This is a genomic window from Anaerococcus sp. AH8042_DFU013_CI05, from assembly GCF_047936775.1.
In the GTDB taxonomy this organism is placed as follows: Bacteria; Bacillota; Clostridia; order Tissierellales; family Peptoniphilaceae; genus Anaerococcus.
The window spans coordinates 509504-526496 of the sequence record NZ_CP175954.1 but is presented as its reverse complement, the minus strand read 5'-3'; the positions used below and the strand labels follow the sequence as shown (position 1 = coordinate 526496).

At 31.5% G+C, this 16993-nt stretch carries 16 protein-coding genes and 1 CRISPR repeat array; all 16 genes read right to left on the bottom strand.

What is annotated here, in order from left to right; genetic code table 11:
* Positions 1-6 precede the first annotated feature (6 nt).
* The 16 genes from ACKRLN_RS02835 to cas1e all read right to left on the bottom strand — a co-directional run bounded on the left by ACKRLN_RS02835 (position 7) and on the right by cas1e (position 16992).
* Positions 7-906, bottom strand: a complete 900-nt coding sequence (locus tag ACKRLN_RS02835) for a dihydroorotate dehydrogenase (RefSeq protein WP_416335205.1) — start codon at positions 904-906, stop codon at positions 7-9.
* Positions 906-1628 carry a dihydroorotate dehydrogenase electron transfer subunit gene (locus ACKRLN_RS02830; RefSeq protein ID WP_416335204.1) on the bottom strand — a complete coding sequence of 241 codons (723 nt, stop codon included), beginning with the start codon at positions 1626-1628 and terminating at the stop codon, positions 906-908. Before ACKRLN_RS02830 ends, ACKRLN_RS02835 begins: the two co-directional genes overlap by 1 nt.
* Positions 1615-2478 (bottom strand): orotidine-5'-phosphate decarboxylase, encoded by an 864-nt coding sequence (gene pyrF / locus ACKRLN_RS02825; RefSeq protein WP_296141477.1) that lies wholly within the window; start codon positions 2476-2478, stop codon positions 1615-1617. Before pyrF ends, ACKRLN_RS02830 begins: the two co-directional genes overlap by 14 nt.
* Positions 2462-3655 (bottom strand): dihydroorotase, encoded by a 1194-nt coding sequence (locus ACKRLN_RS02820; RefSeq protein WP_416335203.1) that lies wholly within the window; start codon positions 3653-3655, stop codon positions 2462-2464. The genes pyrF and ACKRLN_RS02820 overlap by 17 nt, the downstream gene beginning before the upstream one ends.
* The gene (locus ACKRLN_RS02815) at positions 3655-4083 is read right to left on the bottom strand and encodes an aspartate carbamoyltransferase regulatory subunit (RefSeq protein WP_203127793.1); all 429 of its coding nucleotides are present in this window, start codon (positions 4081-4083) and stop codon (positions 3655-3657) included. Before ACKRLN_RS02815 ends, ACKRLN_RS02820 begins: the two co-directional genes overlap by 1 nt.
* Positions 4076-5002 (bottom strand): aspartate carbamoyltransferase, encoded by a 927-nt coding sequence (gene pyrB / locus ACKRLN_RS02810; RefSeq protein ID WP_203127791.1) that lies wholly within the window; start codon positions 5000-5002, stop codon positions 4076-4078. Before pyrB ends, ACKRLN_RS02815 begins: the two co-directional genes overlap by 8 nt.
* Positions 5003-5059: 57 nt before the next feature.
* Positions 5060-5590 (bottom strand): class IV adenylate cyclase, encoded by a 531-nt coding sequence (locus ACKRLN_RS02805; protein WP_416335202.1) that lies wholly within the window; start codon positions 5588-5590, stop codon positions 5060-5062.
* A complete protein-coding gene (locus ACKRLN_RS02800) occupies positions 5591-6268 on the bottom strand; it encodes a metallophosphoesterase (RefSeq protein WP_416335201.1) in 678 nt (225 codons plus the stop codon).
* Positions 6265-8085: an ATP-binding protein gene (locus ACKRLN_RS02795; RefSeq protein WP_416335200.1), complete on the bottom strand. Its 1821-nt coding sequence runs from the start codon at positions 8083-8085 to the stop codon at positions 6265-6267. The genes ACKRLN_RS02800 and ACKRLN_RS02795 overlap by 4 nt, the downstream gene beginning before the upstream one ends.
* On the bottom strand, positions 8082-9092 hold the full coding sequence (locus ACKRLN_RS02790) for a metallophosphoesterase family protein (protein WP_416335199.1): 1011 nt from the start codon (positions 9090-9092) through the stop codon (positions 8082-8084). Before ACKRLN_RS02790 ends, ACKRLN_RS02795 begins: the two co-directional genes overlap by 4 nt.
* Entirely contained in the window at positions 9089-9658 is a 570-nt protein-coding gene (locus tag ACKRLN_RS02785; RefSeq protein ID WP_416335198.1) for a histidine phosphatase family protein, read from the bottom strand. The genes ACKRLN_RS02790 and ACKRLN_RS02785 overlap by 4 nt, the downstream gene beginning before the upstream one ends.
* A 74-nt stretch (positions 9659-9732) precedes the next feature.
* Positions 9733-10299, bottom strand: coding sequence for a histidine phosphatase family protein (locus ACKRLN_RS02780; RefSeq protein WP_416335197.1), 567 nt, complete (start codon positions 10297-10299; stop codon positions 9733-9735).
* A gap of 18 nt (positions 10300-10317) precedes the next feature.
* Positions 10318-13755 carry an FtsX-like permease family protein gene (locus ACKRLN_RS02775; protein ID WP_296141494.1) on the bottom strand — a complete coding sequence of 1146 codons (3438 nt, stop codon included), beginning with the start codon at positions 13753-13755 and terminating at the stop codon, positions 10318-10320.
* A 5-nt stretch (positions 13756-13760) separates the two neighbouring features.
* Positions 13761-14462 carry an ABC transporter ATP-binding protein gene (locus tag ACKRLN_RS02770; protein ID WP_203127774.1) on the bottom strand — a complete coding sequence of 234 codons (702 nt, stop codon included), beginning with the start codon at positions 14460-14462 and terminating at the stop codon, positions 13761-13763.
* Positions 14463-14743: 281 nt separating this feature from the next.
* A CRISPR array of direct repeats spans positions 14744-15138; the repeat unit is 29 nt; unit sequence AGGATCACCCCCGCGTGTGCGGGATAAAC.
* Between the two features lie 28 nt (positions 15139-15166).
* Positions 15167-16054 (bottom strand): type I-E CRISPR-associated endoribonuclease Cas2e, encoded by an 888-nt coding sequence (gene cas2e, locus ACKRLN_RS02765; protein ID WP_416335196.1) that lies wholly within the window; start codon positions 16052-16054, stop codon positions 15167-15169.
* The gene (gene cas1e, locus ACKRLN_RS02760; protein WP_416335195.1) at positions 16054-16992 is read right to left on the bottom strand and encodes a type I-E CRISPR-associated endonuclease Cas1e; all 939 of its coding nucleotides are present in this window, start codon (positions 16990-16992) and stop codon (positions 16054-16056) included. The genes cas2e and cas1e overlap by 1 nt, the downstream gene beginning before the upstream one ends.
* Position 16993: the final 1 nt, after the last annotated feature.

Here is a 16993-nt window from a genome sequence, read left to right as displayed (position 1 = left end):
TTTCTCCTAAATAATTCCTGTTATTTCTTTTATATCTTCAATATTATTTTCTTTTAAATATTTTCCTATGCCTTCGGCAACATCTATCATAGTATTATAATCTACAAAGTTGGCTGTTCCTACTTGAATTGCAGATGCTCCTGCCATAATAAATTCTAAGGCGTCTTTATAATCCATTATTCCACCCATGCCAATAATTGGAATATCAACAGCGTGAGCTGCTTCATAAACCATTCTTAAAGCAATTGGTTTTATGGATGGGCCTGATAAACCTGCCGTTTTGTTTACAAAAACTGGAGATTTTGTGTTTATATCTATGGCCATAGCATTAAAGGTATTTACCAAAGAAATTGCATCTGCCCCATTATCCTCAGCAAGCTTTGCAAAAGATGGTATAGATCCAACATTTGGAGAAAGTTTTACTATAAGTGGTTTTTTGGTTTCTTTTCGCACCTTTGAAATAACTTCACTAGCTTTAGTGGGTTCTGTACCAAAGGCCATGCCACCTTCTTTTACATTTGGACAAGAAATATTTAACTCTATCATAGGCACATCTGTTTTATCTAAGATACTTGCACCTTTTACATAATCCTCTACAGAGTGGCCACCAAGATTTGCAATAGTTACTGTATCCTTACTAAGTAAAAATGGTAGTTCTTCATTTACAAAATATTCTATACCAGGGTTTTGTAATCCTATTGAGTTCATAATCCCTGATGGGGTTTCGTGTATTCTTATCCCACTATTACCTAAGTTTTTATTTAGGGTAAGGCCCTTTGAGCAAATGCCGCCTAATTTATCAAGGTCAATGTAGTCTGCAAATTCTTTTCCAAATCCAAAAGTCCCACTCGCAGCTATTACTGGGTTTTTAAAATGGATACCGCAAATATCTACTCCTATATTCATTAAAAAACCTCCCTTGCATCAAAAACTGGACCGTCCTTACAAACTCTTAAAAAATCTCCATCTGCACTTGGCACTGTACAACCAAGGCATGCTCCAATCCCACAAGCCATATGAGCTTCCATGGATACTTCTAAGTATGCTTTATTGTTTTTCTCATGAATTGCCTTAAGCAATCCATTTGGACCACAAGCATAAATAATGTCGTAATCATCTGGGTTTAAGTCTTCTATAATAAACTTTTTATCATTTTTAAATGAAGTTGTTGTTACAGAACTTACATAGGGTCTAAATTCGTCTACGAAGTAAGGATCATATGTAAAACCTGCATAAAAATCTGGTTTTTGAGGTAAAGATTTTACTAAATCTAAAAGCGGAGCTATACCTATTCCCCCGGCTACAACTGCAATTTTTTTACCCTTAGCTATTTCAGTATTAAAACCATTACCCAATGGTCCTAAAAGTTTTACCTTATGACCTGGAGTTAAGCCTGCCATAATTTCTGTACCAGCGCCTACAACTTGGTATAAAAATGTAAGCTCTTCATCATCTTGGTCACATACTCCAAAAGGACGAGATAGTAATGGTTCATTTCTAAAGCTTTCTGTTCTAAACATGAAAAACTGACCTGGATTTGCTTTTAAACCTATATCCACTTTCATTTTCCAAATACTAGGAGCTATTTCAATATTTTCTGTAATCACACCATTTTTATAGGTCTTCATTTTTTAAAATATCCTCTCTAGTTTTAAGGACTGCTTCTCTGGCATATTTGCCAATATTATCTATCCCATCTTCATGGTTCATATAAGCTTTTAAAACTCCACGAGAGTTATTAACTACTCCCCCATTTTTGTTATTTAAAAGTTTATATACATTTAAACTATCGGCTCCTTGGGCACCAAAACCTGGGATTAAGAAAAAATTGTTTTTATATCTATCTCTTATTTCTTCAACTTCTTTGGTATGGGTTGCACCAACTACAAATCCTACAGGACCATAGCCAGATTCTCCAACGTATATTTGATTTAGTTCTTGTAACTTATCTCCAACTTTAAAAAATAGTTCTTCTCCATCTGTTTTTAAGACTTCAAAGTCATTCGCTCCTGGATTAGATGTTCTAAGTAAAACAAATACACCTTTTTTACCACTAGCTAAATATTCCTCGTAAGGCTTAATTGAATCCATGCCCATATATGGATTTAAGGTTATAAAATCAGTTTCAAAATCTCCCTCAAAGTGGGCTTTGGCATATTGTGTAGCAGATGCTGCTATATCTGATCTTTTGATATCACCTATGGATAATAAATCTTTTTCTCTTAGGTAAGCTAGGGTATCCCTATAAGCAAGCATTCCTTCAATGCCGTATGACTCATAGTAGGCTATTTGGAGTTTATAGATAGCAGTTATATCTAAAGTTGCATCTATAATTTCTTTATTAAAATCAAAGATAGCTTCATGGATGCTTTTGCCTTCCTTATTTTTTTCTGGTATGTAATCAAGGGAAGTGTCAAGGCCTACACAGACAAAGCCTTTTTCTTCCACTTCTTTGTATAATCTATCTATTATCTGCATATTTTAAGACACCTTTCCTATAAACTCTTTTTACCTTGCCAAAAAGTTCTTGGTCAATTAATAAAGAATTTTTTGATTTTGATTTTATATCTTCTTCTTTGTAAATATAGGACTCATCAAGGTCGATTAAAGTAAAGTCTGCTTCATAACCTGATTTGATTTTTCCTTTGTTTAGGCCTAAAAGTCTTGCCGGATTTGTTGCCATTATTTTTATCAAGTCATTTAAGGAAATTTCTCCAGATTTCACTAAAACTTCATAGCAAGTTGAAAAAGCTGTTTCTATACCGATAAAACCTGGTGCCCCCTTTTCCTTATCTTCTTTACTATGAGGAGCATGGTCAGTTGATATTGCATCTACTGTTCCATTTTTTATCATTCCAATTAGAGTTTTTCTATCATTTTCTTTTCTTATAGGAGGATTTACCTTTACTTCTTCTCTTCCCTTATCGGCTAGTAATAGGTGGTGAGGAGTTACCTCGCAAGTAATTGGCGCACCTAAATCCTTAAAGTATTTAATAGCTGTAATCGAACCTTTTGTAGAAACATGGGAAAAATGAGCTGGACAATTAAGTTTATAAGCATAATAGCAATCACGAAGAGTCATCGCATCTTCTGCAATTTCATAATCTAAATCAGATACTTCATCTACTTCTTCGTGTAAAGTCATTATTACACCAAGCTCTTTTGCTTTCTCCATGGCCTTATACATAACCATATCATCATTTACCCCGTGGCCATCATCTGAGATGTACTTTACGGACTCAGGCATAGAATCTAGGTGGTCTAATGTCTTGCCATCAAAATTTTCAGTAATTGTATATACTTGCTCTATATCGATTAAGTCTAGGTCCTTAGCTCGTTTTATAATATCATTATAAATTTCTGGGCTAGAGACAGTTGGTTTTGTATTTCCCATTAATAGTACTGAAGTATATCCTCCAGCAAGAGCTGAGTGAGAGCCTGTCTCTAAGTCCTCTTTGTAAGTAAAGCCAGGATCTCTAAAATGCACATGCATATCAACAAATGATGGTACTAAAACTAAGTTTTTACAATCAATTATTTCATCGGCTTCATCTTCTTTAAATGCCTCAACAATTAACCCATCACTTACATAGATAGGCTTTCTTGAAATATTTATATCATCAAAGGCATAGCAATTTTTAAATATCTGCTTCATTATTCTTCCACGTCATAAATGTGATCGCAGTAAGCACATTTATATTTTGTTTCTTCTGGATTTATTAGGATGAACTTTGAAGTAACTGATCTTTCTGAAGTAGAAATACATTTTGGATTTTGGCAGGTAAGGATATTTTCTATCTCTTCTGGTAATTCCAATTCCTTTTTTTCCACTACTTCTTCATTTTCTATGATATTTACAGTAGCTTCTGAGTCTATGATAGAAACTATGTCTAGGTCTATGTCTTGATGATTTTCTACTTTTATAATATCTTTTCTGCCCATATTTGATGACTCTGCATTTAGTATTAGTGCAACTTGGTCATCTAGGTCAGCTAATCCTAATAGTTCAAATATCTTTATACCATTGCCAGCTTTTACGTGATCAATTACTATTCCATTTTTTAAACTTGTAATCTCAAGCATTATTTGCCTCCAATAATTTCATAATAAGAGCCATTCTAACATACATTCCAAATTTAACTTGGTTAAAGTAAACAGCTCTTGGGTCTTTGTCTACTTCTGTTGCAATTTCATTTACTCTTGGGAGTGGGTGCATGATTATCATATCTTCTTTGGCTTTTTTAAGTTTTGCCTTATCTAAAACATATGAATCCTTTAATCTTGTGTACTGACTCATTGAGAAAAATCTTTCTTTTTGTATACGAGTCATATATAAAATGTCTACCTTATCCATAACCTCATCTAGATTTGTAGTTTCAATATAGTTTTTCTTATCTTTAAACACGTCTTCTTTTACATATTGAGGAAGTTTTAATTCTTCTGGGGATATTAGGATAAAGTTATTATTATCAAATAAATTCATTACTTTTAAAAGTGAATGAACAGTTCTTCCGTATTTTAAATCTCCTACTAGACCAATAGTGTGATTTTCTAAAGAATTTTTGTATTGACTAATGGTTAATACATCTGTAAGAGTTTGTGTAGGATGTTGGTGACCCCCATCACCCGCATTTATTATTGGGCAATCTGCAGTCAATGATGCTAAGTATGCTGCTCCTTCTTGTGGGTGGCGCATAGCTATGATATCTGCGTATTGGCTAACAGTTCTTACAGTATCTTGTAAACTTTCTCCTTTGGTAGATGATGATACATTTGCATCGGAAAAACCTACTACAGATCCACCAAGTCTAATCATAGCTGATTCAAATGAAAGTCTTGTCCTAGTTGAAGGTTCAAAAAAAAGAGTCCCTAAAATTTTCCCCTCACATATATGAGAAAAATCTAGTGGACTCTTAATAATTTCATTTGCTAAATCAACTATTTCGTATATATCGTCTTTAAAAAGTGCTTCTGATGTCAATAAATTTTTTATACTAATCATTATACTCTCCTTTAATCTTTAAAAATATTACACGAAATAACTCTATTAGTCAAGTTTTTATATATTTAATTTTGATCTTAATTCTGTAATAGAATCAGTAGTTACATCTTTTTTGTCTATATCCAGGTCAGATAAAATCTCATCTAGCTTATCTATATTTGAAAACTCTATTTCCATATATGGGACTGGATAAGTTTTCTCATCCCAAATATCTATATCAAATCTTTGGTCTTTGAAAGAGTAAGAAGTACGCTCTTTCTCTCCCTCATATTCTAAATCAATACCCACTTCTTCCAGGATTTTAATCATCATAGAAACAGAATCGATATTAACTGTATATTCATTATTTACCCTAAAGTCATCATCGCTTTCGATACGTTTGAAGGTAAGTTCTATATCTTGCTTTTGACCATCTATTTCTTTTTCGCGAATTCTTAAATAACCGTGTTCAAATTCACCATTTTTAGGGGTAAAGGTATAATTTTTTTGAAACTCATGAGAGATTTTTTCTGCACCTAGATTTACTAATTTTTCTTCAATTTCTTTCGGATTTATATTTAATACTTTTACTTCAATTTCTCTTTGCATTTATACTATCCTCACTGGTGTAAAATCTATATAATCACCTGCTACACATTTAATGTCTATACTGTCAAATTTACCTTCTTTAATAAGATTATGACCAACGCCATGCAGGTGGCCATAAATTAGATATTCTACTTTATTATCTAAACATATATCATAAAATTCATTAAAAGTTTTATCTTGGTTAATTGGTGGATAATGAAGCATGACAATCTTTTTATTATCCCTACTAGCTCTTAATGAATTACCTAGCCTCATAAGCTCACGAGTAAATATTTTCTCATCGTGGTCATTAAAGTCCTTATGGTCTCTTGGTATCCATCCGCGCGTTCCGCAAATATCGTATCCCTCAATATTAAATGAATTATTTTGCAAAAAGTCCATAGAATCAAGCCCCAGATTATTTATCTTATTTAAAGAAGTCCACCAATAATCGTGGTTGCCTTTCATAAGGATTTTTCTGCCATTAAGCTCATTTATTTTTTTTAGGTCAATAACTGCATGATCAAGATCCATGGCCCAGGAAATATCTCCTGGGATAAGCACTGTGTCATCAACTCCCACCACTTCATTCCAGTTATTAAAAATACGGTCTTGATAATTTTCCCAATTTAAACCGAAGACTTCCATGCTTTTTTCCTCTGTATAATCAAGATGTAAGTCAGCTAGGGCAAAAATCATATTTCCTCCAAATCAATCTTATTAAATTCGATGTTTTCGTTTTTCAAAACTTCTTCTTCCCTATTATGGCAAGTTAAATATATGATTTGCCTATCATTTGCCAAATCAAGCAAAAAGAACAATGCTAATCTTAATCTATCCAAGTCATAGTTTATAAAGGCATCATCGAAGATAATAAAATTATCTAGTTTATTTTCATTTATCATAAATTTAAGGGCGAAGTTAACTTGGTCATAAAATCCAGTTGAAAGTTTGTCAATACTTAAAGATTCGCCAGTGTTTGTTATAATGCTTGGATTAAGCTCACTGTCATAAGAAATCTGGCTATATTTATCTTTAGTAATTGTAGAAATCAAATCTGAGATTGCTCTATCAAATTCTTTTTTATCAGCATCGGTGCTCTTTGATAATTCTATAATCGTTTCTTTGGCAAGATTTATAGCCTTGATTTCTTTTTCCATTTCTTTTAGATTTTTCTCTAAGATATTTAACTTATCAACCAAATCTACTTCATTATTTAATTGGTTTTCTGCACTTGCTAGTTTTCTTTCCAAGTAAATATTATTTTTTCTTAATTCTTCAAGGTCATTTTCTAGTCTTTTTATCTTTAATTCAGTATCTTTGATATCAAGCTTTTGAATCTGTTTAATATTTGACCTATCCTTAGTTTTATCCTGGTTTTCTAAGACTCTTAAAATCTCTAAGATCTTTTCCCTTTCATTTATCAATTTTAAATATTCTATATATCTCTGATCATTATACTTTTTATCAGCATCATCTGAAAGATTAGAATCTTTTTTATCAATAGCAATCATCATTATAGGCAATATTATGGCAATTGCTAAAAGATAATTTTGCTTAAAATATCTCCACAAAAATATAAGCAACAAGGAGCCTAATATATAAAAGGCATAATGCTTGTGTAAGTCTTTACCAGACAAGTTTTCTGTTTTCTTATCACTTGTTGAATTTTCCTTAATTTTTAAATCTTCATACTTTTTAAGTTCACTATCTACATAATTAAGCTCATTTTTATACTTAATCTCATCTTCAAGATTTTTATAGGCGACATTTTCCCTGTATGCATCACGAGCATTTTTTAATTCTTTTAGCTTTTCAGATTTATTTTTAATATCATCACGATTTTTATATAATTTAGCAAAGTCCTTATTTGTTTCATTTCTAAGACTTTTTAGATCTAAAATCTCAGAAGAAATTTCTTCTATTTCTGCCTTTGTTTTTGCATAAGGTTTGGTATAAGCTCGATTAGTTCCTATTTCAGCTAGCTTATTGTCTAAAATATTTATAGCATCACTGGCAGAAAAATTATAATCATCTTTATTTCTTATAAGCTCTACGACCTTTGCCCTAGCCTTATCAGATGATTCTTGTGCTTGATAGTTTGAGATTATGTTTTGATAAATCTCATATGGTAATTCTAGTAAAAATTCTCCAGGATAATTTAAATTGCTTGCTTTTGCTTCGACTACTTCTTTAGTATATAGATTATAGATTTCGTATTCACCATTCTTAAAATTACGGCTAATCCTATAATCTGTTCCATCTTTATTAAAAATTGCAATTCCTGCATATTTATAAGAATTAATTGGTCTATATATTTCTTGTTTTTTATTAAAATGACGAACACGAACTCCATCATCAAAACCGTATAGAATTCCTTCAATAAAGCTTGCTATGGTTGATTTTCCAGATTCATTTTTACCGTAAATTAGATTAAATCCAGAGGTAAAATCAATGCTCGTATTCTCAAACTGGCCAAAGGAAATAATATGGAGTTTTTTAATATATACGCTCATTTTTTACTCCTCAAAATTGCATCAAGCCCAATTTGTCTAGCTAGCTTGCTTATTTCATCATCGGCATTTTCAAAGTGCTTATCATATTTACTTAAAAGAGAATTTGGATATAAATCTCCTAGATTAAATAGATCCTTATCATAGTCTTCGTTTATTTCAACATAGCTAGCATTAATTTTTTTCTTTAATCTATTAAAATTTATATCTGATTCGTTTTTTATATTTATCCTAAGAAAATTAATTTTATTACTAAGTTTTGATTCTATAAAATCAATAATTTCATCTTCAGACTTAAAATCATTTGTATATATATCTAGGTTTTCAAAACTTAAAAGTGATGAGTCAATTTGGCTGATTTCTCCATCATCATATCTGATATATCCATAATCATATATATCAGAAAAATCATGGGGCTCGATACTGCCTGGATAGAAAATATTATAGATATTCGAAGCCTTATGGATGTGACCCAAAGCAATGTAATCAAATCCTATTTTGTTTAGCTCTACTGGGTCTAGGTCTAGGTAATTTGTAGGACTTGGACTAATATCAGCGTGTGATAGTAAGATATTAAAAAATCCCCTATCAAGATTTAAATCATAGGGAAAGTTATTTTTATATATGCGGTCTTTGTAGGATAAGCCATAGACTCTAAGTTTTCCATTTTCAAATAGGGAGAGGTTTTCTTCAGTAAAAATATGCAGATTATTTGGTTTATTATTTAGAAAAATTGTGTTGTACTCATCAAAATAATCGTGATTACCTGTTACATAATAAATATCTTTTCCAAAGCTTTTAAAAATATCAAAAATCTTATCAAAATCTTTGGCCGAGAAATACTGTCTTTCAAATAAATCACCTGCTATTAGGGCAAAATCTACATCCGTGTTCGTCTTAAAAATATTTTCAAATGACTCCCATGATTTTTTTCTAATTAGAGATCCTAAGTCATCATTAAAACTAGATTTATCCGCCAAATGAGCATCAGCTAGGTGGATAAATTTCATATTAGGTTTACACTTTCTATAATTTTTCTTCTATTTTCTATCCTAAAGACTGTAATAGATCCATTTTCAACCCAAAATTTTTCCCAATTTTCCATATCTTTAAGTAACCAAAATAAGGATGATTTGATAGCCATAGCATGACTTACGCAAAGAATATTTTTATCCTCTTTTGACTTTTCCTCAAAGAAATCACTGGTTCTTTTTATTACATCATTGATAGATTCACCGCCTGGATATTTTAAATTAAAAAGATCTTTTTTCTGTTTTTCAAAAAATTCAATTTCATTTGATCTGATATCATCAAAAAACTTGCCCTTAAAATCTCCAAAGTCTAGCTCATTTATACGACTATCTATTTTATAATCTGTAAATCCAAGCCTTTCAGCAGTTTGCTGGCTCCTTTTAAGCTCTGAAACATAAACTTCATCTATGTCATATTTTTCTAAATTTCTTCTAGTATTATTCAAAACACTAAATCCACTCTCGTGCAATATAGTATCTTCTAAGGAATAAAATTTTGAAATATTTGCTTCACTTAAACCATGTCTAACTAAAATTATTCTCATTATTTTCTCCTTTATACTATTATATCTTATAATTAGTTAACAAAAAAACAAGGTCATAGGACCTTGCTTTTCTATTAAACAATGTTAACACCTTTTATAAGTTTTTTATCATTATTTATATCAAATATAGTTACTGAACCATTTTCTATCCAGAAACTATCCCAATCAGCTTTATCTTTTAGTACCCAGAACAGGGCAGATTTTATAGCTAAGCCATGGCTGATGCAAAGGGCATTTTCATTCTTTTCTACTAACTCATCTAAAAATTCACTAATTCTTTTTATAACATCATTACGGCTTTCATTACCAGGATATTTTACGTTAAATATATCTTCCTCATTGCCTAAAGTACCTTCATAATGCTCATTAATTTCTTCAAGTAATTGTCCGCTATATTCACCAAAGTCCAGTTCATTTAATCTTTTATCTACTGTGTAATCATGATAGCCTAGCATATCAGCAGTTTGTGTTGCATCTTTTAATTCTGATGTGTAGACTTTATCGATATTATATTTTTCAAGATTTCTTCTAGTATTTACCAGAACATTAAAACCACTTTTGTTAAGTTTAGAGTCTTCAAATGATTCTGTTCTAGCCCTATTTGATTGGGTAAATCCATGTCTTACTAAGTAAATTTTCATAAAAATCTCCTTAAATATTTATTCTCCACTACTCATAGCCTCAGCCATATCAATTTTCTTTAGTTTTCTGTGAACTACAAGCAGTAAAATTATTGAAATAGCTATTGTTATCAATCCGCTATATAAAAATGGGTTAAAGTGGACTCTGTAAGATAATAAAATATCGGATGGAGCCACTACGTATAATATATACCTAAACATAGCATATCCTAAACCAAAACCAACAAAGATTCCAAGTATAGTAAGGATAAATATTTCTCTAAATATATAGGAAGTAACTTCCTTTGGATAAAACCCGAGTACCTTTATAGTTGCAAGTTCCCTTTTTCTTTCACTAACATTTATATTTATCAAATTATATAAAACAACAAGGGCTAAGAGTCCAGAAATAATGGTAATTATTCCTATAACAAGGTTTAAATTTTGAAGAAGTACATCCATTGATGCATAAATTACAGATGCATTGATTATTGCACTTACTGCTTTCTCATTTTCAATATTTTTTATAATCTTGCTTGCATCACCGTGGAGATAATTAGCATTCAAATCTGCTTTCTGGTCGGATAGTTTTTCAAAATTTTCCTTTGAAATATAGATGTAATGGCCAGTATAGTTTTCTGCTATATTTGTTATAGGGAGGTCAAAATCTTTACCCTTATAGGAAAATTTAATTTTATCTCCCTTTTTTATTCCTAACTTATCAGATGCTTTTTCTGTAATTACAGCCTTTTCATTTGATAAATCTATTGAATTTCTATCAAGGTTTTTTAGACTTACAAATTTATCTAATTTATCATGTTCCTTTGGGATTACCAAATTTAAATTTAATCTATTACCATTATTATTAACATTTGTCTCTTGAAAACTAATCGGAAGAGATTCATAGTTTTTAATTTTATTATTGAAAGATGTTAAATCTCCATCAGTTGCATTTTCATTCACCATGGCAATTACATCATAGTGATTTATCCTATTTTGCTGCCAATCTACCGTATCTTTTATAGAATCTATCATTGCAAAACCAAAGAAAGTAAGGGCAGTACAACCTCCCACTCCAAATAAGGTCATAAACATCCTAGACTTATATCTAAATAAGTTTCTTGCAGTAATTTTTTGCATAAATGAAAGATTTTTCCAAATAGGTTTGATACGTTCTAAAAGTATTTTCTTTCCAATTTGTGGAGCCTTTGGTCTTAGTAGAGCGGCTGGAGTTTCTCTCACCGTTTCTTTTGATGAAAAATATACTGTGAGGACAACAAGTCCTACCGACAAAGCTATAGAAAATAAGATGTATGGTAATGCTCCTACATAATTTATACCAAGATTTCCAAATCCTGATGAATAAGCATTTATAATAATGCGGCTAACTAAAAATCTTCCAAACAAAGCTCCAATAATTGATCCGATAAGTGTAGGAATTATCCCATAAATATAAAATCTTTGGCTGATTTGCTTATCAGAATATCCGAGAGACTTTAAGGTTCCATTTATTGTGCGTTGTTCATCTATATATCTTTTCATAGTAGTAAGGGTAACAAGCATTGCTACTAGATAGAAAAATGTAGGAAAAACTTTGGTAAGCTCATCCATATTTAAACTATTTTTATAATAGGTGTCGATACCCTCATTGTCAAAAATCGTCTCTACATCATATTCTGGATCTACGAGTTTTAGCAAAGACTCCTTATTTTCTTCAATATCGTCTTCACCTTTATTTATTTTATTAGTCGCTTTTGATTTTTCTTTGTTGAACTTATCCAGATTATTTTGGTACTCTTCTTCCCCATCCATAAGCTTTTTGTAAGAGTCTTCTAATTTTTTTTGGCCATTTATTTTTTCTGATTCTAGATTTTTTAGTCCAGAATTGTAATCAGTCCAGCCAGCATCAATATTAGCTTGATTTTTATCAAGTTCGTTTTTTGCACTAGATAATCTTGACCATCCTTCATTCTTTTCAGATTCTAGTTCTCTTTTGCCTTGATTAAGTTTTGTCCAACCAGCATCTAAGTTTGCTTTTTTATTATTTAATTCACTCTGACCTTGATCAATTTTAGCTTTTTCTGTTTGATATCTAGATTCTATGGAATCCTTTTTAGAATCATATTCAAAAAGGCTTTGTTCATATTGAATTTTTGCCCTATCTATTTCTGCTTTTAACAGACTAATTTGTTCTGACAAATTATCTGCTTCACTGTCTTTATCGAAACGGTCTTCTAAAATAGCTAGCTCATTTTGTTTTTGATCTATATTTCTTTTTGCCTCGTCTAATTTGGATTCTGCACTTTTTAACTCTGCCCTAGGACCTTCAAATTTATTTTCCAATTTATTATATCCTGCATCTATTTCAGCTTGGGCAGCATCTAATTCACTTTGACCGGCAGAAAGTTCTTTTTCCTTTGTATTTATTTCACTTTGGGCAGATGAAATTTTTCTATTGTATTCATCTAGATTTGTTTTATAGCTTTCTCTACCCCTATCTATTTGATTTTGACCTTTAATTAATTCATTTTTCGCATTCTCTAATTCACTTTGGCCTTTTGAGATTTGTTCCTCATATGTTTTTTTTCCTTTTTCATAATTAACATAGCCTTGATCTAGTTTTTTGCGTGCATTTTTAAGTTCTTTTTCTGCATCGGAAATTTCTTTCTTTGCATTATCAATTCCACTTTGGGCATCATCAAGTTCATCATTTGCTTCAGATTTTATTTTCTTAAGGACCTCACTTGGTCTATTTGCTATGGCATTTTCAAGATTATCTTTCTTTTCATATACAAAATTTTGATAATCTCCACTTGTTTTATCCATTTTTTTTGAATTTTTGTAGATAATATTTGCCTCTCCAAATTTATCTGTATCAAAGTTTTCTTCAAGAACATAAGCATAGCCATTAAGTTCTTTTTTTGCACTAAAAGACAATTCTCTCATATCTTCCATAAAATAATCTGAAGTTCTAAAAAATCCTACAACTTCATATTCCAAGTTTTTCATGACTTCTTCATCAAATTTTGGATTATCTACATAGGAAAATTTAATCTTATCTCCAATTTTATATTGATTTTCTAAAATTCTATCTAATATTATTTCATTTTTCTTTTCTGGTTTATGACCACTTACTATTACCGATTTTGCTATAGATTTATTGTAGGATTTTACTCTTATTAGAGTTTCATTATCCAACAGATCAGCGCTTTTTACCAGAGTAATATTCTCTATATCCTCATCTGTTTTTAAAATCATCTCATCTTCAAAATCAAGTCCATAGGTTGATCTTAATATTATATCTGGGTGATTATAAGACTTTAAGGAATTATTTAAGGTTTTTCGCATAGTGGGACCTGTTAGGGTCAAAGCAACTACAACTAAAGCTGCAAGTCCAACCATGGTGGCAATGGATATTACTTTACCCATGGTATTTTTTATATCTTTTAGGATATTTTTAAAATATGTTTTATTCACAAAAATCACCACTCAATACTTTCAACCGGTGTTGGGTTTGTATTCTCATAATTTTCAATTACTTTTCCATCACGCAGCTCAATGACTACATCTGCCATTGGCTTTATTAGAGAGTTATGGGTAATTATTATTACAGTTGCTCCAAGCTTTCTTGATGCATCTTGTAGCAGTTTTAAAATATTTTTTCCAGTTTCATAATCAAGGGCACCTGTTGGTTCATCACATAATAAAATTTTAGGATTTTTTGCCAAAGCCCTTGCAATAGCAACTCTTTGTTGTTCACCACCAGATAATTGGGCTGGGAAATTTTCTGACCTATTTTTTAATCCAACATTTTCTAAAACTTCTGCGGAATTTAGTGGATTGTCTGATATCTCAGCAGATAAATCTACATTTTCAAGAGCAGTTAAATTTGGGATAAGATTATAATGTTGAAATACAAATCCTACATCATTTCTCCTATAAGTAGTTAGTTCATTATCATCAAGTTTTGTCAAATCCTTGCCATCTATTAGGATTTGCCCACTGCTAGCTTGCTCCATACCACCAAGTATATTTAAAAGAGTTGTCTTTCCTGCACCAGATGCCCCAACGATAACTAAAAGTTTACCGCGTTCAAGATCAAAACTTATATCATCATTGGCAACAATAGTCGATGCACCAGACTTATACTCTTTTGTTAAATTATTTAATTCTATATAAGCCATATCTAACCTTTCTAAACTTTAATATAATAATAATTATACCTAGATATAGGCCTAAATCATTTCCCCTTAACCTTAAGATAATCTTTATGTCTAAAACCAATCAAAATATATGACAATCTTTAGTTATAATTAATGATTAAAGAAAAACTAAATATTGAGTATCACCCCAGCGTATGCGGGATAAACGCCTCTGCAGGTGCTGGTGGGCCACACAGGCATGGAATCACCCCCCCCGTGTGCGGGATAAACTAGACCCTATACCAGGTCTTATGATACAGAAGAGGATCACCCCCGCGTGTGCGGGATAAACTATGATATTTAAGAAAACACCTGAAGAAAAATAGGATCACCCCCGCGTGTGCGGGATAAACTCAAATGCTCTTAAATTACGCATATCATTTACAGGATCACCCCCGCGTGTGCGGGATAAACCTAAATCTGATTACTTAGATAGTGCAAAAGTAGGGATCACCCCCGCGTGTGCGGGATAAACCTAAAGGGTGTGTAACACCTTTTAGCTTAAAAAGGATCACCCCCGCGTGTGCGGGATAAACACAATTAGTAAAAACAATACCAGTAATAACGGAGGATCACCCCCGCGTGTGCGGGATAAACCTAAAGGGTGTGTAACACCTTTTAGCTTAAAAAGGATCACCCCCGCGTGTGCGGGATAAACAGTATTTTGATCCTTATTTATAGCCATCCTATTTTATTTTTTCTTTAAAAATATTTACTTTTGTTGAAAGCTCGTAGGTTAATTTGGCATCAGCCAGCGCCCTATGGGGTACCTCTTGACAAATCCCATATGATTTTAAGACTGTTTCTAGTTTATAGTTTTCTAGCATTCTTTTTTCTTTTTTTACATATCTCATCAAGTCAATGGTTTGATTTTTTATATTTCCTAATTTATGTTTGTTTAAAGATTTATTTAAGAAGTTTATATCAAAGTTACTCCCATAATTTACTAGGGGTAGGTCTTTAATAAAATCTAGTAGTTCGCTTAGGACTTCTTTTTCATCTTCTCCATTCTTATCTAAAAACTCGTCAGTTATTCCGGTAAGATTTACTATTTCTTTAGATAATGAATTATCTATTTTAATTGCCTTTTCAAATTCTTCAAGATTCCCATTAGAAAGTTTTACACATCCAATTTCTATTATACTATTTTTATTAAAATCTAATCCATTGGTTTCTATATCTATAACTACATATGAAGGTAATTTTTTGGATTGTTGCTGAAATTGTCGTGCTTTTATAAATTTTGATGCTGTACTATAGCCTAATTTTGTTTGATCATTTACTTCTATTTTTTCTTTCTTTTCAAGCATTACCAAGGGTATGCCATCAAAATCAATAATGGAAATCTCTTTGCTATTTGTCTTAAAGTCATATCCTATTTCATTGCGTGAAGCATAACAGATTGTAGCCTCACCTTCTTTTACATTTTCTACTACTCTTTTCCACAGTTCTTCTCTTACTTTGCTATTAAAATTTCCTATATAAACTCCTGTAGATATTTCTTGCATCCATTTTGTAAGATCACCACGGAGTGATGGAGGAGTGTTTTTTAATGTTATTACTGTAAAAGGCATTAGTACTCACTATAATTTATTCCGTAATCTACGTATTCTTCTTTATCATCCCAAAGATGAATCTGATCTATTACTATTTTTTCTTCTTTGGGTATTTCTAAAAGATATTGAACATCTTTTACTATTCGTTCCATTAATTTTTCTTTTTGTATAAGATCTCTTATGGATTTTCTTGTGATAGTTTCAATATCATCGTTTTCTGAAATTAATGACGCTACTTTAAATGAAATAGGTATAGTTATTTCTGCCTTATATAAATCTGCGATATCATACACAAAGGCTAGATTATGGCCAGAGTGAACAAAACCTAGCCCTGGTGATATGCCAAGTGCTACTATTATACTATGGACTAATCCATAAAGCGCTACATTTGCCACTGATAAAGCCTTGTTAACCTGATCTGATTTATTAAAATCATCTGGATCATAGTCTCTACCTGACCACTCTACATCATATTTTTTCGAATTATCTTTGTATACTCTACGGACTCTTGTTCCTTCTCTACCACGCAATTGTTGGATTGTTAGATTGCTTACATCTTCTTTTGGAAATCTCATCTGATACATTTTTCTAGCAACGGCTGCTCTACTTCTAGTATTTGATACTAATTTTGCTTGCTTTTCTAAATATCTAGATGAATGGGTTAAACTTCTGCCGTGAGCATATTGCCTTACACCATTTTCTCCTACCCATACCATAGCACAACCTGTATCTCCTATTAGTTCCACAGCTCTATGACTAATATCTGTACCTGGTCCTAGGAGCAAAACACCAATCATTGCACAAGGGATTTTAACTATTCCTCTGTTATCTAAAAATATGATTGCACTATCTTGCCTATTAATTTTTGCATGTTCTACATATATAAAACTAACTCTATCTGATATTCTAGGAAGTTCATTTATTTCTGCTTTTTTTGCTCCAAATGATTTTTTCATA